The sequence below is a fragment of the Exiguobacterium sp. SRB7LM genome (assembly GCF_015712685.1).
Lineage (GTDB): Bacteria > Bacillota > Bacilli > Exiguobacteriales > Exiguobacteriaceae > Exiguobacterium > Exiguobacterium profundum.
In genome coordinates, this window is sequence record NZ_VWVR01000006.1 from 2,360,016 (window position 1) to 2,374,620 (window position 14,605).

General features: G+C 46.0%; 16 protein-coding genes and 1 tRNA gene. 9 read left to right on the top strand and 8 right to left on the bottom strand.

Annotated elements, in window-relative coordinates; translation table 11 throughout:
- Window positions 1-8: 8 nt before the first annotated feature.
- Genes F3H97_RS12950 through F3H97_RS12960 form a run of 3 tightly spaced genes read left to right on the top strand, consistent with a single transcriptional unit; the run spans window position 9 to window position 2,448 of the window.
- Complete coding sequence (locus F3H97_RS12950) at window positions 9-245, top strand: FeoA family protein (RefSeq protein ID WP_196431595.1); 237 nt, start codon at window positions 9-11, stop codon at window positions 243-245.
- Window positions 242-2,218, top strand: coding sequence for a ferrous iron transport protein B (feoB, locus tag F3H97_RS12955; RefSeq protein ID WP_196431596.1), 1,977 nt, complete (start codon window positions 242-244; stop codon window positions 2,216-2,218). Before F3H97_RS12950 ends, feoB begins: the two co-directional genes overlap by 4 nt.
- A gap of 11 nt (window positions 2,219-2,229) precedes the next feature.
- On the top strand, window positions 2,230-2,448 hold the full coding sequence (locus F3H97_RS12960; RefSeq protein ID WP_035387786.1) for a FeoB-associated Cys-rich membrane protein: 219 nt from the start codon (window positions 2,230-2,232) through the stop codon (window positions 2,446-2,448).
- Between the two features lie 21 nt (window positions 2,449-2,469).
- On the opposite strand, the gene F3H97_RS12965 is transcribed toward F3H97_RS12960, so the two are convergent.
- The 6 genes from F3H97_RS12965 to F3H97_RS12990 all read right to left on the bottom strand — a co-directional run bounded on the left by F3H97_RS12965 (window position 2,470) and on the right by F3H97_RS12990 (window position 5,334).
- Window positions 2,470-3,165 (bottom strand): DUF554 domain-containing protein, encoded by a 696-nt coding sequence (locus F3H97_RS12965; RefSeq protein ID WP_159563526.1) that lies wholly within the window; start codon window positions 3,163-3,165, stop codon window positions 2,470-2,472.
- 150 nt (window positions 3,166-3,315) lie between these two features.
- Window positions 3,316-3,388, bottom strand: a tRNA-Val gene (locus F3H97_RS12970).
- Window positions 3,389-3,474: 86 nt separating this feature from the next.
- On the bottom strand, window positions 3,475-4,032 hold the full coding sequence (locus F3H97_RS12975; protein ID WP_084543120.1) for a GNAT family N-acetyltransferase: 558 nt from the start codon (window positions 4,030-4,032) through the stop codon (window positions 3,475-3,477).
- 72 nt (window positions 4,033-4,104) lie between these two features.
- Window positions 4,105-4,419, bottom strand: coding sequence for a DMT family transporter (locus tag F3H97_RS12980; RefSeq protein WP_159563525.1), 315 nt, complete (start codon window positions 4,417-4,419; stop codon window positions 4,105-4,107).
- Window positions 4,416-4,760, bottom strand: a complete 345-nt coding sequence (locus F3H97_RS12985) for a DMT family transporter (RefSeq protein WP_074037785.1) — start codon at window positions 4,758-4,760, stop codon at window positions 4,416-4,418. Before F3H97_RS12985 ends, F3H97_RS12980 begins: the two co-directional genes overlap by 4 nt.
- Window positions 4,753-5,334, bottom strand: coding sequence for a TetR/AcrR family transcriptional regulator (locus F3H97_RS12990; RefSeq protein WP_074037786.1), 582 nt, complete (start codon window positions 5,332-5,334; stop codon window positions 4,753-4,755). Before F3H97_RS12990 ends, F3H97_RS12985 begins: the two co-directional genes overlap by 8 nt.
- A 114-nt stretch (window positions 5,335-5,448) precedes the next feature.
- Between F3H97_RS12990 and F3H97_RS12995 the strand changes: the two genes are divergently transcribed.
- Together F3H97_RS12995 and F3H97_RS15055 are read left to right on the top strand one after the other, a co-directional pair.
- Window positions 5,449-5,973 carry an alpha/beta hydrolase gene (locus tag F3H97_RS12995; protein WP_230872860.1) on the top strand — a complete coding sequence of 175 codons (525 nt, stop codon included), beginning with the start codon at window positions 5,449-5,451 and terminating at the stop codon, window positions 5,971-5,973.
- 60 nt (window positions 5,974-6,033) lie between these two features.
- Window positions 6,034-6,231 (top strand): alpha/beta hydrolase, encoded by a 198-nt coding sequence (locus tag F3H97_RS15055; protein WP_230872861.1) that lies wholly within the window; start codon window positions 6,034-6,036, stop codon window positions 6,229-6,231.
- 40 nt (window positions 6,232-6,271) lie between these two features.
- On the opposite strand, the gene F3H97_RS13000 is transcribed toward F3H97_RS15055, so the two are convergent.
- The gene (locus F3H97_RS13000; protein ID WP_196431597.1) at window positions 6,272-7,510 is read right to left on the bottom strand and encodes an aminopeptidase; all 1,239 of its coding nucleotides are present in this window, start codon (window positions 7,508-7,510) and stop codon (window positions 6,272-6,274) included.
- A 112-nt stretch (window positions 7,511-7,622) separates the two neighbouring features.
- On the opposite strand from F3H97_RS13000, the gene F3H97_RS13005 reads away from it, so the two are divergent.
- The 3 genes from F3H97_RS13005 to F3H97_RS13015 all read left to right on the top strand — a co-directional run bounded on the left by F3H97_RS13005 (window position 7,623) and on the right by F3H97_RS13015 (window position 11,695).
- Window positions 7,623-8,030 carry a YkvA family protein gene (locus tag F3H97_RS13005; protein ID WP_074037788.1) on the top strand — a complete coding sequence of 136 codons (408 nt, stop codon included), beginning with the start codon at window positions 7,623-7,625 and terminating at the stop codon, window positions 8,028-8,030.
- Window positions 8,031-8,107: 77 nt separating this feature from the next.
- A complete protein-coding gene (locus tag F3H97_RS13010; RefSeq protein WP_159563521.1) occupies window positions 8,108-8,974 on the top strand; it encodes a YitT family protein in 867 nt (288 codons plus the stop codon).
- Window positions 8,975-9,079: 105 nt separating this feature from the next.
- Window positions 9,080-11,695: a putative bifunctional diguanylate cyclase/phosphodiesterase gene (locus tag F3H97_RS13015; RefSeq protein WP_370568591.1), complete on the top strand. Its 2,616-nt coding sequence runs from the start codon at window positions 9,080-9,082 to the stop codon at window positions 11,693-11,695.
- Between the two features lie 27 nt (window positions 11,696-11,722).
- Here the strand turns inward: F3H97_RS13015 and F3H97_RS13020 are convergent, their stop codons facing one another.
- Entirely contained in the window at window positions 11,723-13,792 is a 2,070-nt protein-coding gene (locus F3H97_RS13020) for an alpha-amylase family protein (RefSeq protein ID WP_196431599.1), read from the bottom strand.
- Between the two features lie 151 nt (window positions 13,793-13,943).
- Here F3H97_RS13020 and F3H97_RS13025 point away from each other — a divergent pair, with 151 nt between their 5' ends.
- On the top strand, window positions 13,944-14,567 hold the full coding sequence (locus F3H97_RS13025; protein WP_196431600.1) for a hypothetical protein: 624 nt from the start codon (window positions 13,944-13,946) through the stop codon (window positions 14,565-14,567).
- Window positions 14,568-14,605 lie beyond the last annotated feature (38 nt).

Genomic DNA, 14,605 nt, shown 5'->3' on the forward strand with positions numbered 1-14,605 from the left:
GGTTACTTATGAGTCTATTACGACATGTCGCGTTGAATCAAACCGTCATTTTATCTGATTTGACTAAAATTGATGATTGCTTGCGTCGACGAATGATTTCTCTTGGTTTTTACGAGGGATGCTCGGTACGTGTGAAGCGCAGAGCTATTTTTTCAGGACCGCTCACCATTGAACAAGTGGATCATCAACAAATTATCGCCATCCGAAGATCAGATGCCGAAAAAATCGGAGTGATTGTACCATGAGCCAACGGATCGCATTGATTGGCAATCCAAATACAGGCAAAACTTCATTGTTTAATCGATTAACAGGTTCATTCGCACATGTGGGCAACTGGGCCGGTGTCACAGTCGAACAAAAAATCGGTCAGTTACATGGGAAAGTCGGACAATTAGTTGATTTACCCGGTGTCTATGACTTAGACCCGCTCTCGGCAGATGAAGCGATTGTCTCCCGTTTCTTACTGCATGAACCATTTGACGGGATGATCAATATTGTCGATGCTTCACAATTAGAACGTAACTTACAACTTACTTTGCAGCTTCTAGAGATGGGACGACCGCTTCAAATCGGTTTAAACATGGTCGACGTCGCAGAAAGTCGTGGAATGCATGTTAATCTCGACAAATTAAAAACGCTCCTCCAAGTAGATGTCTTCCCGATCACCGCACGAACAGGTGATGGTTGTGACGTCTTGCTCTCATCGATTCAAATGGAGAAGCGTCAACCTTTCGAATTAAACTATGGGCCAGAGACCGAAGAAGCGATTACACGCATTCTTCGTTTAACTGGTCTATCGAGAACGGATCGCTGGATTGCAATTCAATATTTAGCAGGCAACCGGATTGTCGTCGACCATTTAGAAGCATCATCTCCAGAGATTGTTGCCGTCCGAAAAGAACTGGAAACGGCTATAGGGCGTTTTGCACACGCACACATCACTGAGCGTCGTCGCGATTGGGCGAAACAGATTCGACACCAGGTCATTGAAAATCACAATGCACAGGACGTGACGATGACAGATCGCATCGATGCGGTTGTGACGCATCCTATCTTAGGTTTACCCATCTTCTTCGGGGTACTCTATGCGCTATTCCACGTGACATTTAATTGGGTTGGTGCACCTCTTTCCGATTTATTAGACGGACTATTGTCTGGTCCGATCACATCAGGAACGGTTTGGATGTTAGATGCTGTAGGTGCTTCTCCATTCATTAAAGCCCTTCTCGTAGACGGTGTCATCGCAGGTGTCGGTGGCGTATTGGTTTTTGTTCCGCAAATCTTTGTCCTCTTTTTCTTTATCTCATTTTTAGAGGACTCCGGATATATGGCGCGAGTCGCCATCGTGATGGATCGTTTCATGCAACTCGTCGGATTGAATGGAAAAAGCTTTATCCCGATGATTATCGGATTCGGATGTAACGTTCCTGGAATCATGGCCGCTCGAACGGTCGAAGAGGAGCGCGAACGTCTAGTCACCATCTTCATCTCACCATTCATGTCATGTTCGGCCCGGCTTCCGATTTACGCTGTGTTTGCGGCGAGTTTCTTCTCTACTCATCAAGCACTCGTTGTCCTCTCGCTCTATATGTTGGGAATTTTCCTTGCCTTGATTGCCGCGAAAATCTTTACGAAGGCATTGGCCTCTGAAGATCAGACGAGCTTATTCATCGTCGAACAACCTCCATACCGCGTTCCCCAAGGACTTACCTTATGGCGTAGCACTTGGCAAAAAGCTAAAGGATTCGTTCGAAAAGCCGGTACATTTATTTTTGGTGGCTCTGTGTTCATCTGGCTACTCGCCTATTCAGGTCCAAGCGGCTTTGATGTACCGATGAATGACAGTTTCTTGGCGATGATTGGTGGTATGATTGCCACATTACTCGTCCCACTCGGATTCGGTACTTGGCAAGCCGGTGCCTCGCTCATCACCGGATTCTTAGCAAAAGAAGTGGTCGTGTCTACGATGGCAATCATCTATGCGGTCGGCGAATCAGATTTATCGGAGTCGCTATTACCAATCTTCACCCCACTCAGCGCGTATAGCTTCATGGCCTTCGTTTTACTTTATGTCCCTTGTTTGGCGACAGTCGCTGTCATCCGGCGAGAAGTGGGTAGTGCCAAGTTGACATGGTTCGCCAGTTTATACGGTTTAGGTGTCGCTTATGTGGTGTCTCTTGTCATTTATCAAGTCGGTCGCTTATTCGGATTTGCGTAAGGAGGAATACCATGTCATTCTTTGACCTACTCATCGGATTCATTGTTTTTGGATATGCCGCATTTTCTCTTTACCGCTACACACGTAAAGCAAAAGGCGGGAAATGTGCAACATGTGAAATTGAACCTACCTGTACAGCGGCGTGCGATGCAGCCGATTGGGATAAAATCATTGCGGAAGCTCTACGAAAAGAGCCTTCCACAATGAATGCAACCACGAAAAAAGACTGAATCGAATTCAGTCTTTTTTCTTTACAGCATATGTATAACCGTGACAATCATCGCGACCACTAAAATCCCCGGTAATAAATTGGCCACACGAATTTTTGTGATTCCAACCAAGTTCAGACCAATCGCCACAATCATGACCCCACCGGTCGCGGTCATCTCTAAAATAAAACTGTCCATGAGCGATTCCGGTATGAATTTCATGATTTGAATGGCGAGTAATGCGATTCCGCCCTGATACAGTAACACTGGAACTGCTGAAAACATGACCCCAATCCCAAGTGTCGAACTTAACACGAGGGCCGTAAAACCATCAATCAACCCTTTCGTGTACAACACGTCATGATCACCACGCAACCCGCTATCGAGCGCCCCGATAATGGCCATCGCCCCGATCACGAAAATGAGTGTGGCCGTTACGAATCCTTCCGCTACACTCGATTGACTTCCAAGTCGCCGTTCAAGTCGATAACCGACTTCATTCAATAATTCATCTAACTTCCACCACTCCCCGAGCGCTGACCCGACGACGAGACTTCCGATGACAATCAAGAAGTTTTCACTCTTCATCCCCATTTGAATCCCAAGCAAGATGACCGCAAGCCCGATTGCCGCAGTCACCGTCTCCTTCATACGCTCCGGAATGCGGTGAAATAAGAGGCCTAGCAATGCCCCGATGACAATCAATGCGGCATTGACGAGTGTACCCGTTAGCACCATGTTGCATTCCCCGTTTCATTATGTATTGAAAGGAATATACCAATTGCTTTCGTGCCATGTCAATATACAAAAAAAAGAGCCACTTCTCGCAAGAAGTGGCTTCGCGGAAACCCATGTTCCGGTGGGTTTCTCGAGGGTTTGGCACCCAAGTGATTCTGACTGGGCTCGAACCAGCGACCTCTACCCTGTCAAGGTAGCGCTCTCCCAGCTGAGCTACAGAATCAGGTCGTGTCCTCTCTTAAGGACACTATTAATATATCAAGAAACTATTGAGTTGGCAACAACTTTTTTTATTTTTTTAGAGACTTTTTATCGTGTCATTTGTTGACGGTCGATATGTCGACATAACCGCTCCAAGTCACCCGCATAAACGGAGACGAGCATATCCTTGTACAGTGTATCTCGATCCCAGTGAAGACCATTCGCTTTGGCGACACGTTGAGATGGAACGTTGTCCGGATGAATCAGAGAAATAATCTCCTTCTCACCCTCTGAAAAAGCATGCTGCATCAGACGCGCGGCGGCTTCTCGACCATATCCCATGTGCCAATGCTTCGGTGACAACCAATATCCGACTTCCAACTCGATTTTGCCGTCCAATTCATGCAATAGCGTACCTGCGTGACCAATCGGTTCATCACTTTCAAATGTCATGAGCTTCAGGAGACCCGTTTGGCGTCCTGTCTCATAGCGGGCCAATTGACGTTCAAACCATTCAATCGTCTGTTCGTCTGTATACGGTCTCCCATCCGGACTGATGAAGCGCATCACCCGTGGATCTTGGAGAAGCGATTTGACAAAATAGAAATCAGAAAGCGTATACGGTTCAAACCGCAAACGTTCGGATTGCAACTCGACAAGATGCATCGTTTTCCGCCCCCTTTTTTTCATCACATAATCTGAAGTAATAAATTCCCGTTTTCAGCACATTTCAATCCTTTACGAGACAATTTTTAAACCGATTACGCTACTAATAATCATCAACAAAAAGAAGATACGCCAACGATTTTTCGATTCGTTCAAATAGAGCATCCCTAAAATGACACCGCCGGCCGCGCCGATGCCTACCCAGATGGAATAGGCAAGACTAAGAGGAATGACCTCAAGTGATTTTGATAACCAATAGAAGCTGAGCGCAAACGATAAAATTGATGCAATCGACCACTTTAAAATCTGGTATCCTTTCGATTTCCCCATAAAGAAAACGGCTGTCATTTCAGCAATTCCCGCTCCAATCAGATAAACCCAACTCATGCTTCTTCCCCTCCTGTCACTTGCTTCAATCCGATGATGCCGATAATCAACGTCGCCACAAGTATTAGTTTCCATCCACTAAGCCCCTCGTCAAACAAGAAGGCGCCAACTATGACTGTGCCGACCGCACCGATTCCTGTAAAAACAGCGTACCCCGTACCGGCAGGCAGCGTCCGAAACGCTTTCGCCAATAATCCGAAACTGAGAATCAATAACACGATTGTCCACAATGTCGGACCTAGAATCGTGAAGCCTTCAGACAACTTCATCGTGGTCGCCCAGACGATTTCGAGTAGTCCTGCAAACAGGAGGGAGATCCATGCACTCTTCTCTTTACTCATCCCAACCCACTCCTTTCTTGAAAATTCGAAACGCAGCTTGTTGTCTCATATTCCGATCCTCTTCAAATGTGAATAACGATAGTAAGGCGCCATCTAAAAAGCAATAGTAGGCAGCATATAGTTCATCGAGCGATTGTACCGGTAAATCGCCACGTTCCATCGCCAGTCGAAATTGCTCTTTCTCAAATCGTTTTAACTTGGTTTCGACCGTACCGATGACTTCCTCGATATACTCTCGAAACTCCGGAGGAGGTACTAGTAGCATTCGTTTCGTCAACATCCAAGTCTCATGATCACTAAAGAATGACGTGAGTGTGTTGACAATCGAATCGATTCGTTCTAAAGGTGGTCGTCCAGCCGTATCGTCACAAGTTGTCTGCCATACTTCTTCGTAACGATTCGCCATATCTGACACGACTTGTTTGAACAGTTGTTCCTTCCCATCGATATGGGCATATAAAGAAGCCTTGCGAATCCCTACATCTTCCGCTACTGCCGCTAGTGACAACCCTTCGTAACCATCCCGTGCGAAGCGTGTTCGAGCAGACTGCATGATTTTATCTTTTGTATTCACGTCATTCACTCTCCTTGCCTTACACCTTACCTAACGAACGGTAGGTAGTCAAGTCAGGCGATTGTATTTTGGTTCATGATTCTCCACAATACAAGTAGAAAGAGGTGACGAAAGATGATTGAACAATTGAACGTGTCGATTCCGACGGAGAAGGTACGTGGTCAAAAGCGGATTGTCCGCGTATTTCGACCAGACTGGGTCGACGTCAGCACCCCGCTTCCCGTCCTGTATATGCATGATGGACAAAATGTGTTTTCTGGAAACACTGCTACATATGGAGAAGGTTGGGAAATCGATCGTTGCATCGATTTACTACGACTCCCGCTCATGGTCGTCGCCATCGCGAGCGCCCCGAACTGGCTGGACCGTTATGATGAGTATTCATATGAGGAAGATGAGATGCTGTATCGACGGATCGGACCCGAATTGGCAAGAACTCGTCCAACACTCGGTGGCCAAGGCCGTATGTATACAGATTGGCTCATGAACGAATTAAAACCACGAATTGACAGCGAGTACGCTACTGACCCAAAAGATGTCGGGGTCATGGGGAGCTCGATGGGAGGTGTCATCTCCCTATACATGATGGCGACCTATCCTTCTATTCGACGAGTTGGTTCCCTCTCCACTGCGGCATAGGCCAATCTTGATCCATTGATCCGAGAAATGAAACATGCTGAGTTCGCCGGTAAACTATATATGGACATTGGCACAAATGAAGAGAGCGGGCCTATCACTCCAAGCGACTACCTATTCACGAATGCGAAACTGATTGACGTCATCGCGCAGAAAGGAATCGCCTTCCGATATGAAGTCGAACCAAATGCGATTCACAACGAATCGGCCTGGCGTCGCCGCTTGCCTCACGCACTGCGCTATCTATACGATTGCACGTAAAAAGAGCGAATTCCGTAACTTTCGGAATTCGCTCTTTTGTTTAGATGACCCAGTTCCCGTCACGCATGATTGCTTCACGCGTCCCGTCTTCCCGTTCACCATCGATATTCATTTCGGCTGACCCGATCATGAAGTCAACGTGTGTCATCGAGTCGTTCGCCCCGTTCGCCGCGAGCTCTTCTTGTGACATCGAAGGACCCCCTTCGAGACATGTCGAGTACGCACGTCCGAGCGCCAAGTGACACGATGCATTCTCATCAAACAACGTGTTATAGAAGAGAAGACCAGAGTTCGAGATTGGAGAATCATCCGGAACGAGCGCTACTTCACCGATACGACGCGCACCCTCATCCATGTTCAACAATTCATCAAGAGCCGCTTGCCCTTTTTTCGCCTCCGCTTTGACGACTTTCCCACCTTCAAACCAAAGAGTGAACTCATCAATCAAGTTCCCGCTGTAGCTGAGTGGTTTTGTACTCGATACGTGACCTTCCACAGAATCTTTATCTGCGAGCGTGAAGACCTCTTCCGTCGGCATGTTTGCGATAAAGTCGATTCCATCGACGTTCGGACCGCCACCGCCAAGGAAGACGTGTTTTTTCGGAAGTCCAATCGTCAATTCCGTACCTGGCGCTTTGTAATGAAGCTTCGCATATTTCTTCTCTGTCAACAGCTTCGCACGGCTACGGAGTGATTGATCGTGTGTATCCCATGCCGCGACGACATCTTCTTGATCCATCCGCGTTGCTGCGAAGATGGCTTGCCATAATGCTGCAACCGCATCATCACGTCCCGGGAATACTTTTTGTGCCCACGCTTCTGACGCACCTGCGACGATTGACCAGCTCACATTGTCGCTCATCACATATTGACGCCACTTCGCAAGCGCTTGTCCTGCTGCACGGTTTGCATCCGAAATGCGTGACGATTCCACACCATTCAATGCATCCGGGTCATCACTGACGATTGACAAGAATGCCGTCTTCTCTTCAGCCAATTGCTCAAAACGAGCCTTCAACCAATCTGGAAACTCTTTGAACGAATCCGCTGGTGCATTGAAATAACGGATTTTCGCTGTTTCTTCGTCGCTCCAGTTGACGAACACTTGCTTCGCTCCGGCCGCATAAGCAGCCTTCACCACGTGACGGACGAGTGGTGCCTGACTGATGTCAGCACGTACTTCTAATTGTTGACCAGGTTGAATGTTCACACCTTTTTTCACAGCTAATTCTGCATAGCGTGCGAAATCTGCCTCTGTCGGCATCGAAATCTTAGACATATGTATCGTTCCTCCTTTTCAGTTATCTTTATTTTCTTAAATTTCAGGAAAAGTTGCAACCAATGCGCAAAAACGGGCATATTAGTAGATGAAGAAAGAAGGAGGAATCCAAATGGCAGATTGGAAAACAACGTACACACATTTTTTAAAGCAAGCGAAAGAAGACATCCGCGACCGAGAACAATTGGGCGACTTGCTCGTTCAAGGTGAACGCGCACTCGCAAAAGTCACAGTCGATGTGGCATCCAATGAAATCAGTAACATCGAACGTGAAGAAGAACTGACACTTTACTTCCAGATGAAACAAATGCTGAATATGTTACGCGCGCTTTACAATGAACAATTTGAGATGCAACCCGATAAACAAGAGGAACTTGTTGCGGCCATCCTATACTTCGTCTCCCCATTCGATGCGATTCCAGACGATGTCCCACTCGGACTTTTTGATGATGCTCAAGTCATCGATTACGTACATGAGCAATTAGCGAGTGATATCGATCGATTCCATAATGACATGTGAGACTTGAAATGACGTAAAAGTAGCAGTACGCTTGCAGAAGACTTACAAAAAGGAGGCGTCAGGCCTAGCCATTATCTATGTATGCAAAATCTCGAAAACGGGTTGCCCTTGAAACGGTACTGTTCATCATTGCCGGGACAATCCTTCAGTCTGTCTTTGTCAGCTTACTGCTCAAACCAAACGAAATCGGTTCTGGGGGAATCGTCGGAATCACGTTGATTACGAATGAACTGTTTGGAACCCCCATCGGTTTGACACAGCTCGTGCTTAATATCCCGCTCTTTATATTGGGACTAAAATATTTGGGACGTCGATTTATCTTGATGACAGGAATTGTCGTCGTACTTTCCTCTATCCTCATCGATAGTTTGCCAGTCTTGATTCCCCCGACCCCACTCGATGATCCGCTCGTCGCTTCGGTGTTCAGCGGAATCGTTTCAGGGCTTGGACTCGCACTTCTCCTCTTTGCAGGAGCTTCCACCGGTGGACTCGATATTCTAGGGAAAGTCATCTATATGAATAATCGAAACTTGTCGTTACCTAAAATCTTTCTGACACAAGACATCATCGTCTATGTGTTGGTCTTCATCGTCTTTGACATCAAAGCTGTGATGTACGCGCTTGTGTTAAGCTTCGTCAGATCCCGTACGTTACTTACGATTCATAAATTCTTCGCTGCCCAAAAGCAATGCTTCATCATTTGTCAAAAAGCAGACGAAATCAATTTGGTCATCAAGCAGAATTTGAAACGGGGCGTCACGATTATGGATGCGACAGGCGGATATTCGAATGATTCGAAAAAAATGCTGTACGTCGTCGTCCAGAACAATGAAATCCCACGCCTTCGTCAAATCGTATCTGAAATTGATTCTGAGGCGTTTGTCACTGTATCTGAAATCGATTCAGTCGTCGGGAACTTTAAAGAGCACTCCTATACACTGTAAATCTAAAATTTTCGACAACAATATAGATTGTTGTCGATTTTTTTGTGTAATCTTCGTTCTCCTGTTCCGATAATAAATAAGAGCCCCATACATATAAAGAAGGAGGTGCATGAGTTGTCTGTTTACTCGTTGCGCCAATACGTTCCGGCGATTCTCATCGGAACTTTTTCTACCGGACTTTTATTTTTACTTTTGACCCCGCACGACTTACTACAGATCACGTTGTTCATCTATTATCTCGTCATATCAGGGGCAGCGATTGGCTTTAGCGGAGTAGCTATCTTTAAACATAGAGGTATGCGGCGTTTTATCCATATTTTGATTAGTGCAGGAAATGTATGTTTCACGCTGTACTTACTGATGCACTATCATTCAATCAACGACAATATACAGTCCTTGTTGTTCCTCCAAAATTTCTTTTATTTAATCATGGCTTTAATCGTCATCACGCAATCGATTGAGTTCCGTACTTTGAAACTACGCACGTTCGATTTATTCGCTCTGTTCAGTTTCCTCTTGATTGGTGGTCTTCATATTTGGTTCTTTTCAACGCAAGACGTCTCACTCGTGTCACAGTTGAGCGGATTCGAAGAGCAGATGTTACTCATTAGCCTCTATATGATGCTCGCATTCCTCTACTTAAATCGAGTCGTCTCAGCCGGTCAACAGTTCCGGATTTTATTGCTCGTCGGAATTCTTGGATTCACGATTGCTTCGATTGCAAACACGTTGGTTGTCTTTTCCGGAATTACACATGAATTGATTCATCTGTTGCAAGTCAGTAGTATCTTGACCATCTCGATTAGCTACTGGGTCGATGATGTATCGGAAGATGCACTTGCCTACGATTCCATTGTCGATTATGTGCTGTATAGTGTGGTCGTCATGATGTTTTTACTCGCTTCCGATCGCCTTCTTGGAACATCCGTATTGGACTCGATGATCGCAAATGCTGTTCTCTTGTTGCTCATTCGTCAGTTTGTCGTCTCCAAGCAGAATGCACTCATCAGTCATCGTTTGCATTCCGTCAACACAGATTTGGAAGTTGCCGTGTCGACCAAGGCACATGAATTAGAAATCCGTGAACAGCAATACCGTTCGCTTTTTGCCTACCATTCAGAACCGATTTTCTTATTCGACTTGCATGGCGAAGTGTTATCTGTCAACGAGGCCGGCAGTTCTATCTTAGGACTGACAACCGAAACACTACTCGGCTCGAACATCTTAGACATCATTGAATCGAAAGACCGTGCACCTTATACCATCATTCTTCAAGAGTTGACGAACGGTCGTCCCCGAACAATCGATGTGCGTGTGATGACCGACGAAGGGGAAACACGCGTCTGGCAATTGGTCAACGTCCCAATGATCATCGAGGGAGAAGTCGAGGGCATCTACGCTATCGCTAAAGACATCACCCAGATGATCGAGCAACAAGAACAAATTCTGTATCAAGCTAAATTCGATAGTTTGACCGGTCTTCATAACCGCTACGCACTTCAAGAGCAAATCGAACGCTTAATCGAGGAAGGGCGTACGTTCACATTGATGTTTTCCGATTTGGATGGATTTAAAGAAATCAATGATCAATTCGGTCATCATATGGGTGACCAGTTATTACAACATATCGGAAAACGGCTGCGGACTGCACTCTTGCCGAACGAATATGCCGGGCGACTCGGGGGCGATGAGTTTATCGTCGTCGCGGAACATGGAGACGATGAGATGTTGACGGAACGATTGCGGCGGCTTGTCTATCGTCCCCCGTATTATATGGCCGGGACACTCGTCGAAGTACATGCCTCGATCGGGATTGTCCGCTTCCCGGAGCATGGGAAAAAATTAAAGCACTTGCTCTCGAATGCCGATTTGGCGATGTATCGCGCGAAAGACAAAGGTCGTGACGAAACCGTCATGTTCGAACCAGAGTTACGGGAGGACAAAGAAGAGCGGAAAGTGTTGATGGAAGGGCTTGAAACCGCACTTGAAAAAGGCGAGATTTCCCTTTTCCTTCAGCCTCAAGTGGATGCCTCGACGAAAGCAATCATCGGAGCAGAGGCGCTCATGCGCTGGCAACATAACGGTGCGTTCATTCCACCAAGCCAGTTCATTCCGATTGCTGAAGAAACGGGACATATTCAGGATTTAGGTCGTTGGATGATTCATGAGACATTCCAATTGATTCACGTATTTGAACAAGGCGACATCCACTTACCGAAACTATCGGTAAACTTATCCGTCCGTCAGTTGTTTGATGAACACTTGATTGATTACTTGAAAACATTGTTCAAACGGTTCCCGATTGAACCGTCACGCCTTAATTTTGAGTTGACAGAAACCGTGGCCGCACATCATTCGGATCGTGTATTAAATCGCATTTTAGAGTTAAAAGCACTCGGCATCAAGCTGTCTATCGATGATTTCGGGACAGGGTACAGTTCACTCGCATACCTCGTCCGTTATCCAATCGATGAACTGAAAATTCCTCGCGAATTCACGATGCAGCTTGAAGAGAATCGCGAATATCAAATGGTTACGACGACCATTGTCGCCATGGCACGCCAACTCGGTATGGCACTCGTTGCCGAAGGCGTCGAAACCGAGTACCAGGAGACGTTCCTTCGTAAAATCGGTTGTGACTCCATGCAAGGATATCGCTATGCGAAACCGATGCCGCTCGATGAATTTGTCATTTACTACATGAAACACACAACGCCTTGAACCGGTTATTCGGTTCAAGGCGTTTTTTCATCTCATCTCGTACACTTTGACTTCTCCCGGTTTCAAATCGACCAAGAGATTCCAATTGTCATCAAACGAATGCTCCGTATACGGCCACGAATCAGGTGAATAGACCATCTCCGCAAAACGACTCGCATTCCAATTTCGACGTCTCACCCCATCAAGCGTGACAACTCCTCGTAGCGCATCTACCATGTTCGTATTCGCTACGATGAGCAACGTATCATTCGTTTCCGGTCGTAACCAAGCGAATCCAATGAACGGGGCGAACGGTTCATTTAAAATGAGTGGTTCAAAGTGATTCGGATCCACGAGCACATCTAACCATCGACGTCGAATCTCAGCCACTTGATGCATCACTTCAATCATTTCATCCCGTTCTGGATGATCCCAATGAAACTGATACGCATCAAAAAACGCAAGCTTGCCAAAATAAGGATCCGTCGGGAAGAGTTGATACGCCTCTTCCGGTCGACAATCGAGTCCAGTGTTCATCGGTTGTGTCTCATACAATTCGAGCCCCGAGTTCGTCATCGGAACCCCATTAGGCATAAATCCGTTCAACACCGTCAACAAACGGCTTGCTTTTCGTCCGCCTTCCCGTGTCGCGAGTCGTCGCGTATCTGCCGTTTCACCTGCTGCAAATACCGGAAGAGGTAAAAAGCGTGAATCGTATAAGAATTGATGGGTTTCATGCGTGTTGAATCGCGGTTCTTTATAAAAACCATATCCGATAATCATGTTATAGCCAGCGTCCTTCGCCGCCCAGGCTCCGGACTCGATGAGTTCTTCAGCGATAAAGCTGAAATTCGAATCGATGGCACGCGGTTGTTCCAAAATTCGTTGTGCTAAATCGACCGGAAGGGCATGACCCATATCAATACGCGCTCCATCTATACCGTATTCCCGTTGATAGTGAGGAATGATATCAGCGAGCATCTCCCAAAGGGGTTCATTGATTTCATTTCCTCGGAATTGATTGGATTTGATCGAATCAAACAGGATATAAGGTGCAATGTTCGCATCGTTCACATAAGGTGCCGCTGCAAGCGGATGGTCTAAGAAAAGTCGGAAATAGGTTACGTCTGACCATGGTGGTTGCGGGTCATTGATACAATCCGAGAAAGCAGGTGCAGTCGTTAATCCGAACTCTCGTTCAATCATCGCCAATACGTTTTCTTCTGGATGCTCGAGCAACGTGTTACGTACACGATCCCATTTCTCCACATCAATCAAGTTCGGTGCCATGGAGAACCGTCGCAAGTGTTGCCATACGTCTTCTGAGTTATACACCATCGGCAAAAAAGCAAATTCCGGTTTGACGTTCTCCCCAATGCCCGGAACATATGGCGGATGATAATAATCGACTTCCGTCAAGGGAATCCAGTAAAACCATTCTGGGTTTTCTAAGATGAGACGGTTATCTCGGGCACACGTCCGCGGGATGACATCGATGACGACACGAATCCCTACCATGTGACAGGCCTCCACGAATGCGGCAAATTCTTCTTCGACCGTCATCTCGTCACCAGTTAACGTTTCCTTCAACTCTTCATCGATTGCGAAAAAGTCTTGAACGGCATAAGGAGAACCGAATTCACCCTTCTTGTTTTTATGGCTGTGTTGCGAAATCGGCAAGAGGAATAATGTATCGATCCCCATATAGAGAAGATGCGGAATCAATGCAAGCGTTTTCACAAAAGTGCCTGTGTCTTTCATTCCCACTGAATTCTCCATTTCAACGTAACCCGACCCGTCATGGTCCCATGAGGTCGATGTACGAACTTGCATGGAGTAGACCGATGCCCGTTTGATCCAATCCCCCCCGGTTTGTAAATGTCCGTCTGCAAGCGCAATGGAAGTACGATAGTCGCGACTTTCATGTGCATACGGGAAAATCGTTTTTTCAATCGTTTCCAACAAAAAATCATATGGATTGACACGTTCCACCCCATCTCGAACCGGCTCGGAATGGAAACGCATACGATTCCAAAGACTCGGAATCTCATAGGTAAGATTGGTTCGCTTGTTTCGTAAAACCTGGCACAGCTTGTGTAACGTCGAGTTCTCTGACATATTGACTCTCCTTATGCATCTAATTGTCTTCTCTCATCAAGAGACACTACTCTTAATGATTATACATTTCCCCGTTTTTTCCTTTTCCAAAAAAATATTTTCTGTCGTTTTTTACAAAATCATGTACGATGTAGAAGAAAGGAGGGTCACGATGTCACAACGAAAGTGGATTTTATTATGGATCAGTTTATCAATCTTATCTATTTCGATTATTTTTATTTTTATTTTTCAATTGAAAGAAACAAATGAGCGTCTCGAAACCATTCAAGGCGAACAACTCGACTCCTATGAATCGATTGAAGACGTGATGTATTATAACGTCGAACGGGCAAATGCCATCCGTGGATTACTCGCATATGAAGACCGACACTTTTTAGAGATGTACTATAGCATGTCTCGACAAGCCAAAGACCTTAAACAATCCATCATCGATGACCCGGACACACCGAGCTCTGTCCTCGATTTACTCGAACGAGATGCCATTTGGGAAAAGGAAGCCGACCGCGTTCTCGTCATCTATGAAGAAGGCGACTTAGTGAAAGCGACGGCTGTCGCAGAAACGATGACAGAACTTCGGCAAACGATTTTAGAAGATTTACGGTCTCTCAAACAAATGCAATACAAAGACATTCATAAAGAGTTGATTGCGGCAGAGAATCAAGTATCTTTCTTGACACAAGTCCTTTTCACCATCACTTTTTTACTTCTTGCTATTATTGTCATCCTTACCTTTTTGTTGTTGCGCATTAAAACGCAACACGACAGAATCGAATAAAAAAAGAAGTGTCTCAGGTACAAAACCGAGACACTTCT

What these genes read in the sequence shown, in the direction of transcription:
- feoB (WP_196431596.1), top strand. Translation starts at nt 242, where the DNA reads ATGAGCCAACGGATCGCATTGATTGGCAATCCAAATACAGGCAAAACT.
- F3H97_RS15055 (WP_230872861.1), top strand. Translation starts at nt 6,034, where the DNA reads ATGGACATTGGCACAAATGAAGAGAGCGGGCCTATCACTCCAAGCGAC.
- F3H97_RS13020 (WP_196431599.1), bottom strand. Translation starts at nt 13,792, where the DNA reads ATGTCAGAGAACTCGACGTTACACAAGCTGTGCCAGGTTTTACGAAAC.
- F3H97_RS13010 (WP_159563521.1), top strand. Translation starts at nt 8,108, where the DNA reads ATGTATGCAAAATCTCGAAAACGGGTTGCCCTTGAAACGGTACTGTTC.
- F3H97_RS12965 (WP_159563526.1), bottom strand. Translation starts at nt 3,165, where the DNA reads ATGGTGCTAACGGGTACACTCGTCAATGCCGCATTGATTGTCATCGGG.
- F3H97_RS13000 (WP_196431597.1), bottom strand. Translation starts at nt 7,510, where the DNA reads ATGTCTAAGATTTCGATGCCGACAGAGGCAGATTTCGCACGCTATGCA.
- F3H97_RS12950 (WP_196431595.1), top strand. Translation starts at nt 9, where the DNA reads ATGAGTCTATTACGACATGTCGCGTTGAATCAAACCGTCATTTTATCT.
- F3H97_RS12980 (WP_159563525.1), bottom strand. Translation starts at nt 4,419, where the DNA reads ATGAGTTGGGTTTATCTGATTGGAGCGGGAATTGCTGAAATGACAGCC.
- F3H97_RS13005 (WP_074037788.1), top strand. Translation starts at nt 7,623, where the DNA reads ATGGCAGATTGGAAAACAACGTACACACATTTTTTAAAGCAAGCGAAA.
- F3H97_RS13025 (WP_196431600.1), top strand. Translation starts at nt 13,944, where the DNA reads ATGTCACAACGAAAGTGGATTTTATTATGGATCAGTTTATCAATCTTA.
- F3H97_RS12985 (WP_074037785.1), bottom strand. Translation starts at nt 4,760, where the DNA reads ATGAGTAAAGAGAAGAGTGCATGGATCTCCCTCCTGTTTGCAGGACTA.
- F3H97_RS12995 (WP_230872860.1), top strand. Translation starts at nt 5,449, where the DNA reads ATGATTGAACAATTGAACGTGTCGATTCCGACGGAGAAGGTACGTGGT.
- F3H97_RS12975 (WP_084543120.1), bottom strand. Translation starts at nt 4,032, where the DNA reads ATGCATCTTGTCGAGTTGCAATCCGAACGTTTGCGGTTTGAACCGTAT.
- F3H97_RS12960 (WP_035387786.1), top strand. Translation starts at nt 2,230, where the DNA reads ATGTCATTCTTTGACCTACTCATCGGATTCATTGTTTTTGGATATGCC.